At 45.7% G+C, this 15,591-nt stretch carries 13 protein-coding genes and 1 pseudogene; 10 read left to right on the forward strand and 4 right to left on the reverse strand.

Annotation, left to right across the window (positions count from 1 at the left end; translation table 11 throughout):
• Window positions 1-195: 195 nt before the first annotated feature.
• On the forward strand, window positions 196-852 hold the full coding sequence (locus BCT81_RS12310) for a hypothetical protein (RefSeq protein ID WP_004740002.1): 657 nt from the start codon (window positions 196-198) through the stop codon (window positions 850-852).
• 153 nt (window positions 853-1,005) lie between these two features.
• On the opposite strand, the gene BCT81_RS12315 is transcribed toward BCT81_RS12310, so the two are convergent.
• Together BCT81_RS12315 and BCT81_RS29315 are read right to left on the reverse strand one after the other, a co-directional pair.
• Window positions 1,006-2,724 carry an amidohydrolase gene (locus BCT81_RS12315; RefSeq protein ID WP_102424602.1) on the reverse strand — a complete coding sequence of 573 codons (1,719 nt, stop codon included), beginning with the start codon at window positions 2,722-2,724 and terminating at the stop codon, window positions 1,006-1,008.
• Window positions 2,725-2,855: 131 nt separating this feature from the next.
• A complete protein-coding gene (locus BCT81_RS29315; RefSeq protein ID WP_198596887.1) occupies window positions 2,856-3,026 on the reverse strand; it encodes a hypothetical protein in 171 nt (56 codons plus the stop codon).
• A 52-nt stretch (window positions 3,027-3,078) separates the two neighbouring features.
• On the opposite strand from BCT81_RS29315, the gene BCT81_RS12320 reads away from it, so the two are divergent.
• Together BCT81_RS12320 and BCT81_RS12325 are read left to right on the forward strand one after the other, a co-directional pair.
• A complete protein-coding gene (locus BCT81_RS12320) occupies window positions 3,079-4,041 on the forward strand; it encodes an AraC family transcriptional regulator (protein ID WP_102424594.1) in 963 nt (320 codons plus the stop codon).
• 147 nt (window positions 4,042-4,188) lie between these two features.
• The gene (locus BCT81_RS12325; protein WP_102424595.1) at window positions 4,189-4,713 is read left to right on the forward strand and encodes a lipocalin family protein; all 525 of its coding nucleotides are present in this window, start codon (window positions 4,189-4,191) and stop codon (window positions 4,711-4,713) included.
• Between the two features lie 89 nt (window positions 4,714-4,802).
• Here BCT81_RS12325 and BCT81_RS12330 read toward each other — a convergent pair whose 3' ends face one another.
• Window positions 4,803-5,417, reverse strand: coding sequence for a TetR/AcrR family transcriptional regulator (locus BCT81_RS12330; RefSeq protein WP_102424596.1), 615 nt, complete (start codon window positions 5,415-5,417; stop codon window positions 4,803-4,805).
• Window positions 5,418-5,596: 179 nt separating this feature from the next.
• On the opposite strand from BCT81_RS12330, the gene BCT81_RS12335 reads away from it, so the two are divergent.
• From BCT81_RS12335 to cyoE, 7 genes are all read left to right on the forward strand, one after another.
• Window positions 5,597-6,718: an efflux RND transporter periplasmic adaptor subunit gene (locus BCT81_RS12335; RefSeq protein ID WP_102424597.1), complete on the forward strand. Its 1,122-nt coding sequence runs from the start codon at window positions 5,597-5,599 to the stop codon at window positions 6,716-6,718.
• Window positions 6,719-6,726: 8 nt separating this feature from the next.
• The gene (locus tag BCT81_RS12340; RefSeq protein WP_102424598.1) at window positions 6,727-9,825 is read left to right on the forward strand and encodes an efflux RND transporter permease subunit; all 3,099 of its coding nucleotides are present in this window, start codon (window positions 6,727-6,729) and stop codon (window positions 9,823-9,825) included.
• 693 nt (window positions 9,826-10,518) lie between these two features.
• Window positions 10,519-11,415, forward strand: coding sequence for a ubiquinol oxidase subunit II (gene cyoA, locus BCT81_RS12345; RefSeq protein ID WP_102424599.1), 897 nt, complete (start codon window positions 10,519-10,521; stop codon window positions 11,413-11,415).
• 5 nt (window positions 11,416-11,420) lie between these two features.
• Entirely contained in the window at window positions 11,421-13,478 is a 2,058-nt protein-coding gene (gene cyoB / locus BCT81_RS12350) for a cytochrome o ubiquinol oxidase subunit I (RefSeq protein WP_102424600.1), read from the forward strand.
• Complete coding sequence (gene cyoC, locus BCT81_RS12355; RefSeq protein WP_008221707.1) at window positions 13,468-14,085, forward strand: cytochrome o ubiquinol oxidase subunit III; 618 nt, start codon at window positions 13,468-13,470, stop codon at window positions 14,083-14,085. The genes cyoB and cyoC overlap by 11 nt, the downstream gene beginning before the upstream one ends.
• Window positions 14,085-14,396, forward strand: coding sequence for a cytochrome o ubiquinol oxidase subunit IV (gene cyoD / locus BCT81_RS12360; protein WP_004740018.1), 312 nt, complete (start codon window positions 14,085-14,087; stop codon window positions 14,394-14,396). The genes cyoC and cyoD overlap by 1 nt, the downstream gene beginning before the upstream one ends.
• Window positions 14,397-14,404: 8 nt before the next feature.
• Window positions 14,405-15,274: a heme o synthase gene (gene cyoE / locus BCT81_RS12365; RefSeq protein ID WP_102424601.1), complete on the forward strand. Its 870-nt coding sequence runs from the start codon at window positions 14,405-14,407 to the stop codon at window positions 15,272-15,274.
• Between the two features lie 63 nt (window positions 15,275-15,337).
• Here cyoE and BCT81_RS12370 read toward each other — a convergent pair.
• Window positions 15,338-15,591, reverse strand: a pseudogene (locus BCT81_RS12370) (hemolysin D); the annotation flags it as partial.

A 15,591-nucleotide genomic window follows, 5' to 3' on the forward strand; every position in this document is an offset into this window, starting at 1 on the left:
CTCACTAACTGATGTATATCCCTATTAAATTTAAGCTATTTAACCTTCGAGATATAAAATATACCCGACGACAAACTTTAATATTCATAAAAGCAATCATTGCTTCCACCAAGATCACAAATATTGATAAGTGTTGTGTTGCATATCTAGTTTCTGAGTTATTTTCCTGCCGCCAATCACAAAGGACAAATAACAATGAAAAAAACAATAGCTTTAGTGTCTGTAATCTCTTCTCTTAGTTCGTTTGCGTACGCTGATAATATTAATGTTATCACTGGCGAATCACCGGAAGGGGTTTACGTTCAATATCAGTCAATTAACCAAGTTACCGAGTCGATGAAGAGTGAGGGTTTCACGATGCACCGCTGTGGAATCAAGGCTCTTCGTAATAACATCCAAGCGACTCAGAGCTTGGAAGTTCCTCATAGTCAGATCCAGTGTGTCTACTCTAAGCCTGGCGCATCAACCAGTGATGAGTCTGAGTTGATCTACTGGCACCTGAATGTGCTTTACAGCATGGAAAATGAGCACTTTATTGCGGAGAGTGAGTTTACCGAGCGCTACACTAGCGAGATTTATACACATAGTCCTGAGTATCTTCTTGATATCGGTCCACATTACTACCGTCAGCGTTCTGAAGTTGAAGCATTGGGAATGAAGGTTGGTGAATGTAATCTACAAAAGATTTATTACTTCAGCGCGCCAACAGAAGAGTCATACTTATCCGATATTGCATCATGTCCAGTGTATAAAACAGATGGAGAACTGTCTGGTAGTATTACAGTGGAAGTTAATCACACACCGGCCAACTTTGGTTATAGTGAGCGACTTGTTAAATTTAACGCTATTTAATCGTGTAAAGGTTTGAGTAGATTTTTATATTAACAATCTGACTCCATATTTATTTGATTACTCTAAATTAGTATTAAATAAAAAAGGGTTGGTACTAAATACCAACCCTTTTGGATAATTCCCATTAAATTTTTAGCCTTTTACATTGCTTTTTTAGTGGGATGCATCGTAAACCACATCGCTACGCAGTACCGTCATCAACACTTGAGTCTTGGCGATGCCTCTTGCTGACAAGGTGGTGATATCTTTATCTAGAATGGCAAAATCTGCAGACTTCCCAACTTCAATTGTCCCAGTAATATCATCAATTCCTAGGCTTTTAGCTGCGTTGAGGGTGTAAGCGTCGATGGCTGTATAGATATCGGTTAGACCGGTTTTTCCCATGATTAAGCTGTTAGCAATACCCACAAGTGGGTTGATATCGTGCACGTTCCAGTCACTGCTTAACGTGATATTGGCGTCGGTTTTGAGGGTTGCGTCGAGGTTCATCATGGCTTTTACGCGTCTTGCACCTAAGAAGGGATTAGCCCATTCGTGATCATGTTGCGCGACGTAGTCTGATCCAACTTGGAAATCTGCGGTTACGCCGAGTTGCTTAAATCGTGGAACATCCTCATCATTGATCAATTCAACGTGAGTTAGTGTGTATGGCTTTTTCGAACCTTGCTTACGTACGCTCTCGATGGCATCTAAAGACTCTCGAACTGCGCCGTCACCAATGGCATGTATGTGGGCACTAAAGCCGATTTCTTCTAGGGCCGTTAACCACTGCTTCATCTGTGCTGGTGGGATGTAGTTCAAGCCATTGGGAGAGTTTGGTAAGTAAGTATCTAAGTAAGGAGCGAGCGTTTTTGCTGTACCATTGATAAAAATACCATCGCTGTACATTTTCACCTGATCGACCAGTAATAGACGACTTTTGTCATCGGAATACATCTTCTCAAACACTTCCAATTGAGAAGGCATTGCCATGGAAGGGTAAACCCAAGGACGCAATGAGACGCGCGCGGTGAGGTCTTGGTTTTGCTCGGCTTCTAGCCAAACATCATACCAACCGCGTTTCCAATACATTCTACCGTCGCCTATGGTGGTGATACCGTGCGCGGCCGCTTCTTCAAGGCCGTACATTAAGCCTTGGTAGCTTTGTTCGAAGAGTTCGCTTTGACTGTTCCACGCCATTTCCATGACTTGGTCACCGGCGTTGTCCAGTAAGATGCCGTTGAGCTTACCGCTTGTAGGATCTTTTAAATATGCGCCGCCTTGTGGGCCTGGCGATTGCGGACTAATTCGGACGATTTTTAGCGCTTTGGAGTTAACCCACATTGAGTGTGAAGTCTGCTCCATGATCACGACTGGTCGATCGGGGAAGACACTGTCAATGATCTCAAGTGGCGTGTACTCGGAGTCACTGTTGATTGTGGATTCCAAAGAAAACCCATACCCCATTAACCATCCTCTGCCGTTTGAATCAGCATTGATTTTGCAGGCTTCTAAGTAGGGGATTTGTTCTTCAAGTGTTGCTTCTGAATCCAGCTCGCAAGCGCCACCCAGCTCCGAGGCGGCTTCAAAAACATGGTTGTGGTTGTCAATGAAACCTGGCAAAACAAAAGCATTCCCTAAGTCGATAACGTCGGTATTCTGCCCTTGAAACGTTTTGGCTTGCTCGAGATCGCCAATAAAAATGATCTTACCGTTATGGGTAACGATAGAGTCTGACTCTCGATGCCCGTATATGTCGGCATTAGTGAAAATTTGGTCAGCCGCTTGGCTTTGCACTGCTGATTTAGCTTGTGCGAGAGCTGGTGATACAGCACCTAACATTGTGATTAAAGCGGCTAATGCAGTGCGTGGCAGAGTAAGCTTGTTGTTAATTATTGTGTCTTCCATGTTCCACTGTTTAATAAGTATAGAAAGCGAGTGGTCAGTGTGAAACTTTACATGAATGACGAACAAAAGCCGGGATTACCCCGCGTATTATGGCTTTGGTATGCCTTTCATCATGGTTATTGTTTCAAACTTTTAAGCAAATCATTCTTGTACTCGGCGTACGAGTGATAGCCATAAAGCTTCCACGTGTGGTCACCTTTAATATTGTGGTTGTAGGTGATTTCTCCGATCCACTGCTGACGTGTGGCATGAATCATATCGCGTATTTTTAATAATAAAGTGTCCATAGTTGCTCTCCTGATTAAGTTCACCTGCAGTATATTTAGTGGAGAAAGTTGGATGAGTACCGTTAGTGCAATATCCAATACTTTTCAGTCAAAGTGCTCACTTAAATGGTTTGACGGGTATACTTTCAGTATCAGAGGGTCACAGAGTGTCGTAATGAAAGGTTACTTAGAAAAGGTGCCGCAAAGGATTGGTGCGTCATGGCGCTACAAGAAAATCGTTGAAGGCAGCAAGAGTTACGGTTGGCATCGACATGAAGAATATGAGATAGCGATCCATCGTCATTTCTCGGGGCATAGCTTTGTCGGCCACCACCAAAGCGATGTGTTCCATAACCATATGATTTTGGTTGGTCCAGACTTGCCTCATGCCATTTATTCGGAAGAGAGCAGTGATGACTCACGTGTTTGCGAAACCCATGTGATTTGGTTTCGTAAAGATTGGATTGAACCGTTGATCGCGTGCTGCCGTGAACTTGAACCGTTACGTATACTGCTAGAAGACTCAAGGAAAGGATTGCAGTTTTCTCCTAATACCGCAGAGAGGGCAACACAACTGCTAGATAAGGTGATGGATCAGCCGCCTCATCAACAGCTACTGACTCTATTCTCTCTGTTTGCTCTGCTGATTGATGACCAAGAAGTCGTGCAGTTAATTAACCCAACTTTTAACTCGGTTGAAGAAGACGAAGTCAGCGACAAACTAGATAAGGTCGAAGCCTTTCTGATGAATCATTTTATCCACGATATTTCAGTAAATGACTTAGCTAGTCATTTGTATGTTAGTGAAAGCAGCGTCAGACGTCTTTTTCAAAAGCACTACAACGAGAGCTTCAGTCAGCGGTTGAAGAAAATTAGATTAAATGTGGCGTGTGACTTACTGCTCAATACATCTCTGCCTGTGAATTTGATTATGGAAAAAGTCGGTTATGACAACCAAGCTAACTTCAATCGCCAGTTCAAATCTTATAAGCAGGTGACTCCTACTCAATATCGTGAGTCAATGAAGCGACTTTGATTCATTCACCAACGAAACGATTTCCATAAACGTCTGAATAATTTAATGTTATATGAACCATGCTAATGGGGTTCACGTATTAACAAGGACGTAAGTTAAGACTCAAATGACTTACTCGTATTACGATTAAAACAAGTCGAGGTTAGGATGAAGAAAATACTATTGCTGCTGAGTGTGATTTTATTGGGTGGATGTGTTGGCATGCCAGAAACCGTCAAGCCAGTTCAGCAGTTTGAATTGGATAGATACTTAGGGAAATGGTACGAAGTGGCTCGCTTAGACCATTCGTTTGAGCGCGGCTTAAGTAATGTGAGCGCTGAATACAGCCTACGCGATGATGGCGGTGTGAAAGTGATCAACCGCGGCTATTCGGCTGAAGAGGGTGAATGGAATGAGGCAGAAGGGAAAGCGTACTTTGTTGAAGGTAGCGACCAAGGTTATTTAAAAGTGTCGTTCTTCGGTCCGTTTTATGGCGCTTATGTGGTGTTCGAGTTGGACAAAGAGAACTACCAATACGCGTTCGTTTCTGGGCCCGACACTGATTACTTATGGCTGCTAGCAAGAACGCCTGAAGTCGCGCCAGAAGTGATGGAGAAGTTTAAAGCGATGTCGAAAGAGCGTGGTTTTAATACCGATGAGCTGATCGTTGTTGAACATACCCAAATAAACTGAGCGCTGTTATTGGTGAGAGTGACTGATGATTGATAAGGCACAGAGGATGAATTTCTTTGTGCCTTTTTTCTTCAAAGATAGAGCTCCAATTAACGAGGTTGGTTTCCGTTCAAGAAAAGTGCAACGCATTCGCGCGTGTAGTTGAGTCTTTCTTTATCGGATTCACCGCTATCATGACCGAAGAACGACCAATAGGCTGATTTTCCATGAAACATCAGCAGCAGTTGACGAGCTGCAATGATCGGTGAGCTAGACGTCGACAGAGTAAGGTCACCAGAATCTATTTTCGATTGCAGGTAATCGGCGAGTAATTTTGTTGTTTTTTGAGGGCCACTTTCTAAATAGATAGAGGCGATCTCTGGGTGCGTGTTGGATTGGCTGACCGCGTTCTGAAAGGTTTGTCGTGACTGTTCATCCAGCAGTAAGTCCTGAAACTTCACACCAAACTTCACCAATTCTTCTTCCAAAGTGGCGTCCATATCAAAGGCTGAGTGGCTCAGTTCACGCTCGGCACATTTGGTTTGCATGCAAGTTTCAAAAAGTACGTCTTTATTTTTAAAGTGAGAGTAGACCGTTTGCTTGGAAACGTTCGCTGCTTTGGCTATTTGATCCATATTGATCTTGAAGCCATATTCAGAGAAAAGCTTACTTGCTGCGGTTAAGATCTGCGATCTCTTCTGTTCACTCTTGATGATTTTCGTCACGTGCTTATTTCTCGCTACCTAGTGCTAACTCGTTGTGCGCTAGCATTATGCTTTTTGTGATGGTTTTATCAATCACTAACGATGAAACTTATTTTTAACATAATCAAACTAGACAGTCTAGTTTGGTTTGGTTAGTCTAAAAAAAGAACATAATTGAGTACCGCATAGGAACAGTGAGTATGTATAAATTGATGAAGGGAAGCGCAGTAGCCGCGGCGTTGTCGACTCTTCTTGTTGGATGTGGTGAAAACACACAAGCTGAGACAACCGCCGATGCAGCGAGCACTGCTGAATCGAACAGTGCTGGCTCGACAGTATTAACGGTAGAAACTGTCGCTCTAGAGCGTTCTCCATCATACGAAGTACAACGTGAATATGTCGGTGTGGTAAAAGCGGGCCAACAGGCGAATCTCGGTTTTGAATTGGCGGGGAAAGTTAACGAGATTCTGGTGGATGTCGGTGACACAGTCACAGAAGGTCAGCCGTTAATCAAGTTAGATACTCAGCTGTTGAAGACCGAATCCAGCCAACTAAAAGCACAAGCTGAAGAAGTGAAAGCTCAATTGAGCCTTGTTGCTGCGAACTTAAAACGTCAACGCTCACTGAAAGCAAAAGGCTTTAGTGCCGAAGCAGAAATCGACTCGTTAACCAGTGAACAGCGTGTATTGCAAGCTAACTTGCTGCGCATTGACGCTTCGGTAAAAGGTAATGATCTCAAGCTAGTGAAGTCGACGATTCTTGCACCTTATTCAGGCACTATCGCCACTCGTTTTGTCTCGTTAGGTGATGTGGTCAATGTCGGTAATCCAACGCTCACTTTATTGGCATCGGAAGGCAAAGAAGCCTTTATTGGTATTCCAGCCCATCAAATGCAAAAGGTAACCTCACTCTCCGCGCCTAGTATTCGAGTTGGACGCAACGATTATGCAGTAGAGCTATTGAACCCGGGCGCGATGGTCGACACTCAGTCTCGCAGTGTTGGATTACGCTACCTATTTCCGGAGCAATCTTCGGTATTGGAAGGGCAATTGGCCTACCTTCAATTTGATGAACAGGTTGAGGAACAAGGCTATTGGCTCCCTTTAACTGGATTGATTGATGGCTTACGCGGTGTGTGGAATATCTTTGTGATTGGCGATGGCAACAAGGTTGAACGTAGAAGTGTTCAGGTGTTGTTTGCTAACAATCAACAAGCGTACGTGAGTGGTGCGATTGAGGATGGCGAACAGGTGATCGCGAGTGGTTTGCATCGCTTGGTTCCTGGCCAAACCGTGAAACCAGTAACCACTGCTGCTGAATAGGGAATAGTATGAAAATCATAGAGACTATTTCCAATACCCGACTGCTGATCTTAATGACTGCGCTGCTGATGGTGAGTGGTATTTCAGCCTTCATGACGCTACCACGCGCAGAAGATCCGGTGATCATCAACCGTTATGCGAACATCACCACTAGTTTTCCAGGCGCCAGCGCTGAACGAGTGGAGACTTTGGTTACGGAGGTTATCGAGAATAAGCTTCGTGAGCTGAGTGAAGTTAAACTGGTGAGCTCAACCTCAAGGCCGAGCGTGTCTATTGTGACGCTTGAGCTTGATGACACTATCACCGAGCCTGAACCAGTCTGGTCGCAAGCGCGTGACAAACTGTCGGATATCGAATCCATTTTACCTGCGGGTGCCCATTCTCCCGATCTCGATAGTGACCATACCTATGCTTTCACCACCATTGCTTCTTTGACTTGGTCTGGTGCGGGTGAGCCTGATCGCTTAACACTAGGGCGTTATGCCAAAGAGTTAGCCAAGCGATTAAGAACCCTTTCGGGCACTGAGTTCGTTGATGAATACGGGATGCCTCAAGAAGAAATTCAGATCAGTCTACGAACTGCTGATGCTGCAGCGCTTGGTCGCTCTAGTTCAAACATCGCAGAGTCGCTAGAAGGGGCAGATGCTAAAAACTCAGCAGGCGAACTGGTTAGCGCCTATTCTCGATTTGGTTTAGAGATTGAATCGGAGCTTGATTCGATTGAGCGTATTAAGCAAGTCCCTATCGCGACGGATAGCAATGGTCACATCATCCGCATGGAAGACATAGCTTCGGTAAGGCGTGGTGAGAAAACCCCACAAGATCAGATTGCCATTATTGATGGTGAACCGGGTGTGATCGTCGCGGCGCGAATGCACCCTGATCTTCGGGTTGATAACTGGACTTCACGTGCGAACGCTTTGATCGACAAGTTTCAACAAGAGCTGCCAAGCAATATCGATGTCACCGTGCTGTTCAATCAGCAGGGCTATACCGAAACTCGCCTAGATGATTTAGGCAAAAGCTTGATGATCGGTTTCGGTTTGATCTTGATTGTATTGTTCGTGACCCTAGGTGTCCGCGCGGCAATATTAGTGGCGATTTCGCTGCCGCTCACTTCACTGCTTACGCTATCGATCATGAAAATGACCGGTGTGCCAATTAACCAGATGTCAGTCACGGGCTTGATTGTTGCACTCGGGATCATGGTGGATAACGCGGTGGTGATGGTCGATACCATTCAGGCCTATCGATTGAAAGGGCAGCACAGAGCAGAAGCGACCATGAATGCGTTGAAGCACTTGTGGGTGCCGTTGTTGGGCTCAACATTAACCACGGTATTGGCGTTTGCGCCGATCATTTTGATGCCGGGTGCATCCGGTGAATTTGTCGGTGGTATTGCGATTACCGTTTCTTTCTCATTGATCGGTTCTTACATTATCTCGCACACCTTAATTGCGGGCCTAGCGACAAGGTTACTGCCGAAACAATTGAGTGATGTGGACAAGAAGGGGCAACATCACTGGTACATGACGGGCTTAAGAATTCCCGCGTTAACACGTTGGTTCTCGTCTTCTGTCCGTTTTGGTGTCACACATCCAATCATCACTATTGCTTTGGTATTGTTGGTGCCGTTTACTGGCTACTGGAGTATGTCTCAACTTACTGAGCAGTTCTTCCCACCATCAGACAGAGACATGTTTGAGATTCAGGTGTACATGCCGCCTCAAGCGAGCATTTATGCGACCAAGAATACCTCGGAAAAAATAGACGACATCATTCATCGCTATCCAGAAGTCGAGCGCATTGATTGGCTGGTAGGTGCAAACTTCCCGTCTTTCTATTACAACTTACAAGCAAGACAAAATAACGCGCCGTACTTCTCGCAAGCTATGGTCAAAACTGAAAACTTTACTCAGGCGAATGCGTTAATTCCTGAGTTGCAAAAGGTGTTGGATGAAGAGGTACCGGAAGCACAAATTTTGGTACGTAAGCTTAACCAAGGTCCTCCATTTACGGCGCCAGTTGAGCTGCGTGTTTACGGTGAAAACCTCGATACCTTAAAAGCGATCGGTGAAGATGTACGCTTGATTCTAGCGGGTGTTCCTCATGTAACTCATACGCGAGAAACCTTGCAGCCGGGTACGCCTAAGGTGTGGCTGAAGGTCGATGAAGACACGGCAAAACTCAACGGTATTTCACTGAATCAGTTTGCTGGTATGCTGCAAACTACATTGACTGGTCGCGAAAGTGGCTCTGTGATTGAGGGCAGTGAGTCAGTACCAATCCGTGTTCGTGTTGCGGATGAAGCCCGTGAAAACCTTGCGCATTTAAGTAATATTCGTTTGCCAATCAGCTCCGAGGTGTACTCAACGGGGATTAATGTTTCGACTCTGGCTGAGCTCGAACTGACCACCAGTCGTGGTGCGATTACTCGTCGCAACGGACAGCGTGTTAACACCATAGAGGGCTACATTGAGGCGGGCGTCTTGCCGCAAACCGTGCTTAATGAGTTCCAAAAACGATTGGAAAGTTACGAAATTCCATCGGGCTACAGCATCGATTTTGGCGGCGAATCCGCAGAGCGCGATCACTCGGTAAACAGTCTTATCTCGAATGTCGCCGTTGTGGTTGTGTTGATGGTGTTAGTCGTCGTGATGTCGTTTAACTCGTTTAGGTTAAGTAGCATCATCTTTATGGTGGCGGCATTGGCTGGTGGGCTAGGGTTGTTATCGGTGTGGATCTTCGGCTATCCATTTGGCTTTACGGTGATCATAGCGATGCTTGGGATTGCGGGGCTAGCGATTAATGCAGCTATCGTTATTTTGACGGAGTTGAAGCTCGACGAACAAGCCTCGTCTGGTAATGTGGATGCGGTCGTAGAGGCGGTGATGTCGTGTACTCGTCATATCAGCTCGACCACGATTACAACCGTTGGGGGTTTTATGCCATTGATCATCGCTGGTGGTGGCTTTTGGCCTCCGTTCGCGGTCGCGATTGTTGGCGGTACGGTATTAACCACACTTATCTCATTCTATTTCGTGCCTGTGGTTTATCATCTGATGACTAAAAAACAGCGCAAAACCGTGGCACCACAAGCGGCATAATTGACAAATCAGCGCCCTTATTTTCCTCGAAGTGGGAGAGTAAGGGCGTGCTTTTCTCTGTATTTTGACGGCAAAACGACTCCTTTTACTCGGCTTTGGCTTCATTGACCTTCTATTTCGATACCCATCATCGTGATGAAATGAAGCTTATTATTCATGTTGATAATGAATGCTTTGTTCTAACAATTTTATTTATGAATACCATTAAACTTGTATGTGAATTCATAAATTTGAACTGGATCACGCTTTGTTTAATTCGCGATTTCTAATGTAGTTCATCGCTGTGGTCGTCGTTGTCTACCTCTCCCTTCGTCAATTGTTTCATTACCATTCCTTTCCACAATTAGCTTCGTTGATGTAGCACGTTTATCTTGTGCATCTGTTTCTCGACTCATTTCAGCCATTCAACTTTCATAACTGGAAGGTTAGTTTCCAAGTTTGCTGGGTGAGCTTTCAATCCCAACTCCCCATAATGCGCCAAATGTAACAATGTATTTCAAAGTGTAACAATTAAGTCATAATTTTTGTGTGGTTTTAACCGTGCGGTAATGTTTTCACCAAGCAAAATCAGGCTCAATTTGGCTTCCCTTTGAGATGCAGCGTTTCACATGCTCAACACATAAATATTCTAATGACCATGATAACCAGTACTCGGACGTTCGATTTGAGACTGGATAACCATCGAGAAAGTTAATGGAAGCTTCAAGATATAAACGCATTTTATCGAGAGCAAACCTGTCGAGGATTGGTTTGGTGGCAACTGCCCTGATGCTCGAAGGATGCAACTCCGCATTGCTCGACCCTAAAGGTAGTGTTGGCGTTCAGGAAAAAGAGCTGATTATTACTGCTTTGCTTCTGATGCTGATTGTCGTTATCCCTGTGATCCTAATGACGGTCTACTTTGCTTATAGATACCGCGAAACCAATACCACGGAAGAGTATGCACCTGACTGGGCGCACTCGACCAAGATTGAAATCGTAGTATGGACGATTCCAATCATCATTATTGCGATTCTTGCGACCATCACTTGGCGTTCAACACACGAACTAGAGCCATCTAAGCCTATAGAGAGTGATGTACAGCCAATGGTGATTGAAGTGGTATCGCTGGACTGGAAATGGCTGTTCATCTACCCGGAACAACACATTGCAACGGTTAACTACGTGGCGTTCCCGAAAGATGTACCTGTTACGTTTAGGCTGACTTCAGACAACATCATGAACGCGTTCTTTATCCCGCGTCTTGGTTCGCAGATCTACGCGATGCCGGGAATGGTGACCAAGTTGAACTTGATTGCAAACCACGAAGGTGACTTCAAAGGTTTTGCGTCGAACTACAGTGGCGAAGGTTTCTCTCAGATGAAATTCACCGCATCAGCACTGCCTGATCAAGTGGCATTTTTAAACTGGGTGGAGACGGTGAAGGCAAGCCCTGATCGCATTGAAGATTGGGAGCAGTTCCGTTCACTGGCAGCGCCAAGTGTCGCTGAACCTGTGACGCTGTTTTCTAGTGTCCCACCATTTTTGTTCACTGATGTTGTGACCCAGCACCCTGGTTCAATGAACTGTTTGCCGGAAAACCAAGGATAATCGTAATGTTTGGAAGATTAACTCTAGAGTCCATTCCCTACCACGAACCTATTATCGTCGTGACACTTGCGGTGATTGCGCTGGTTGGTTTGGCTGTTGTTGCTGCGGTAACAAAAGCAGGGAAATGGCAATACTTATGGAATGAATGGTTTACTTCAGTAGACCACAAAAAACTGGGCTTCATGTACATTGCTGTTGCAATGATCATGTTGATTCGTGGTTTTGCCGATGCGGTAATGATGCGTAGTCAGCAGTTGCTATCCGCTGCTGGCGAGAGCGGTTACTTACCACCGCATCACTATGATCAGATCTTCACCGCTCACGGTGTGATCATGATTTTCTTTGTAGCGATGCCGCTGGTTATTGGTTTGATGAACATCATCGTACCGCTGCAAATCGGTGCTCGTGATGTCGCGTTCCCTTATCTAAACAACCTGAGTTTCTGGTTGTTTGTAGTGGGCGTGATCCTAACCAATATGTCACTAGGCCTTGGTGAATTTGGCCGTACAGGTTGGCTGGCTTATCCGCCACTATCAGGTATTGAGGCAAGCCCTGGAGTCGGGGTGGACTATTGGATATGGGCGCTGCAAATATCTGGTGTCGGTACAACGCTAACGGGCGTGAACTTCTTCGCGACCATTCTGCGCATGCGTACTCCGTCTATGCCAATGATGAAGATGCCTGTGTTCACCTGGGCGTCTCTGTGTGCCAACATTCTGATCATCATCTCTTTCCCGATCCTAACGGTAACCATCGCGCTATTGACGCTGGATAGATACATCGGCACGCACTTCTTCACTAATGATCTTGGTGGCAACGTGATGATGTATGTGAACCTGATTTGGGCATGGGGACACCCAGAGGTGTACATCCTGATCTTGCCTATCTTCGGTGTGTTCTCTGAAGTAACAGCAACATTCGCACGTAAAAAGCTATTTGGTTATACCTCACTGGTTTGGGCAACGGTTGCAATCACTATCCTTGCGTTTGTCGTTTGGTTGCACCACTTCTTCACTATGGGCTCTGGCGCGAATGTGAATGCCTTCTTTGGTATCGCAACCATGATTATCTCTATCCCGACCGGGGTTAAGATTTTCAACTGGCTGTTCACCATGTACAAAGGCCGCATCCGTTTCACAACACCTATGCTGTGGACTGTTGGTTTCCTTATCACTTTCACCGTTGGTGGTATGACGGGCGTATTAATGGCAGTACCGGGTGCAGACTTCATTCTGCATAACTCAGTATTCCTAATTGCTCACTTCCACAACGTGATCATTGGTGGCGTAGTATTCGGTTGTTTTGCGGCGATTGGCTACTGGTTCCCGAAAGCGACAGGTTTCACTCTGAACGAAGTTTGGGGTAAACGTGCGTTTTACTGCTGGATCATCGGTTTCTTGATGGCGTTCTTACCGCTTTACGCTCTTGGTTTCATGGGCATGACGCGTCGTTTGAGCCAAGATATTAACCCTGAATTCTTACCTCTACTGGCGGTTGCGGCTGCAGGTACTGGTGTGATTGCTATGGGTGTTGTGTGTCAGTTTGTTCAGTTCTTCGTGAGTGTTCGTGACCGTGACCAAAACCGCGACCTTACCGGTGACCCGTGGGGCGGACGTACTTTTGAGTGGGCAACGTCTTCACCACCGCCGTTCTACAACTTTGCAAAACTGCCTAAGGGCGATGAGCTAGATGCGTTCTGGTATCAAAAGCAAAGCGGCGAGTTCGATCCAACTCAGGAAGAAGAATACGAACGTATTCATATGCCGAAGAACACACCGACAGGTATTTATGTATCTGCATGGTCGTTGGTATTTGGTTTCGCAATGATCTGGTACATCTGGTGGCTAGCGGCGGCAAGCCTAGTTGGTATTGTCGTGACGTGTATTCAACACAGCTACAACGACGATGTTGACTACTACGTAGAAGTGGAAGAGATCAAAGCGATTGAAGCGGCTCGACGTGCACAGTTAGCAGAAGCGAAAAAACAGTCGGTGGGTGAGAACAGCGCTGACGGTGATAACAACACAAATAAAGATGATTTGGAGACGACGTATGCAAGCTAATACTCCGTCGCACACTTACGATCTTGCACACTCGCATGATCATCACCATGACTCAGCGGGTAACAAGCTGTTTGGCTTCTGGGTTTACTTGATGAGTGACTGTGTGCTGTTTGCCACGCTTTTCGCGACTTATGCCGTGTTAGAAAGTGGCTCTATTGCAGGACCAACGGGCAAAGACATCTTCGAACTTCCGTTCGTGTTTGTGGAAACCATGATGCTGCTGTTCAGTAGTATCACTTTCGGTTTTGGCATGATTGCAATGAAGCGTCAAGACGTTGCGGGTCTGAAAAAGTGGCTAAAAGTAACGTTTCTGCTGGGTTTAGCCTTTATCTGTATGGAAGTGTATGAATTCCATCACTTGATTGCTGAAGGTTATGGTCCTCAAGAGAGTGCGTTCCTATCTGCGTTCTTTACCTTGGTGGGTACACACGGTCTTCACGTGACGTTTGGTCTTATTTGGATGGCAGTGGCGTATCACCAGCTTTCAACCAAAGGCTTAAACGACAACATGTCGATGCGCTTTCAGTGCTTGAGCTTGTTCTGGCACTTCCTAGATATCGTTTGGATTTGTGTATTTACCATCGTGTACTTAATGGGGGTGATGTAATGGAACAGCATCTAGACAGTGGCGCAAAAGATTACGTGATTGGCTTTGTTGCATCACTGATTCTGACCATTATTCCGTTCTATGTTGTGTGGGCGCATGCGCTTCCAAGTACTGAGACTTACGTCGTTCTGTTTGGCTGTGCGCTAGTGCAGATCTTCGTACACTTTAAGTACTTCCTACATATGGAAGTGAAAACAACCGATGGTCAGTGGAACTTAGTATCACTGATGTTTACAGCCATTGTTGTATTGATCCTTATCGCTGGCTCGGTGTGGATCATCTACAACATGAACGTCAACATGAAGTTGTAGGCTAGGGTATGCTGAAAAGTTATTTGTCTATTACCAAACCGGGCATCATTTTCGGCAACCTGATTTCTGTTGCGGCGGGGTTTTTCCTTGCCGCAAAGACAGAACCAGCCAGTGCGATGTTGTTACTGACAACATTGGCGGGTGTAGGGCTTGTGATTGCATCAGGTTGTGTGGTGAATAACATTTTTGATCGCGATATTGATCAAAAAATGAAACGCACTCAGAACCGAGAGTTGGTTCAGGGCAACATCAATACTGACGTCGCATTCATCTATGCGTTGGTCATGTTGCTGGCTGGTACGGCTTTATTGTTCCAATACGTTAATCCAATGTCTGCGGTGGTGGTGTTGCTTGGCTACGTGTTTTACGTCTTTTTCTACACCATGTGGTACAAGCGTAATTCGGTGTATGGCACGCTCGTAGGCAGTATCTCTGGTGCGGTACCGCCATTAGTTGGTTACCTTGGCGTGACAAACTACTTGAGTATCGAAGCGGTACTGCTGTTTATCATGTTCTGCTTATGGCAGATGCCGCACTCGTATGCGATTGCGATGTTCCGCATTCAAGACTACCGAGATGCAGGTATCCCTGTACTCCCGGTAAAAGAGGGTGTCGATAAGGCCCACAAACACATGAAAGCGTACGTGGTTGCGTTTGGCGCGGTTGCTCTTGGGCTGTTCTTGCTCGGAGAAGCGGGCTACGAATACCTAGCGGTGTCGGCGGCAGTATGCTTTATGTGGACTAAGGTGACATTCCGTAAGGTGGATTGCGCCAACTACATCCAATGGTCAAAGACGGTCTTTAAAGTCTCTCTGCTGGTGGTGATGAGCATCAGTGGTGTGCTCGGTCTCGAACTGATCCCACTGCCATTTTTGTAGCACAGCACTAATAAAATACCCCGCATCAGCGGGGTATTTTTTTATTCTTAACAGGTTATTTTTTTACCAAGCACCTAGGTAAGACTTGTAAGATTGTAGACGAACTGTTGCTGCGCCAATCACGTCAATGAAGCCCCAGAAAGGATGCGGCTTCTCCGCTGAAATCCAAGCTGCGCCAGCGGCACCGATAGGAATGTTGTAGCCTTCTGGTTCAAAGATTTCTAGCACTACCGTACGACCTAAACCATTGCTGTTTTGAGCGACGTGCTGACCAACACTTTGTGGGCCTTGCAGTGGTGAAATACTTGATTCACCAG

The organism is Vibrio sp. 10N.261.52.A1, assembly GCF_002876325.1.
Taxonomy (GTDB): domain Bacteria; phylum Pseudomonadota; class Gammaproteobacteria; order Enterobacterales; family Vibrionaceae; genus Vibrio; species Vibrio chagasii.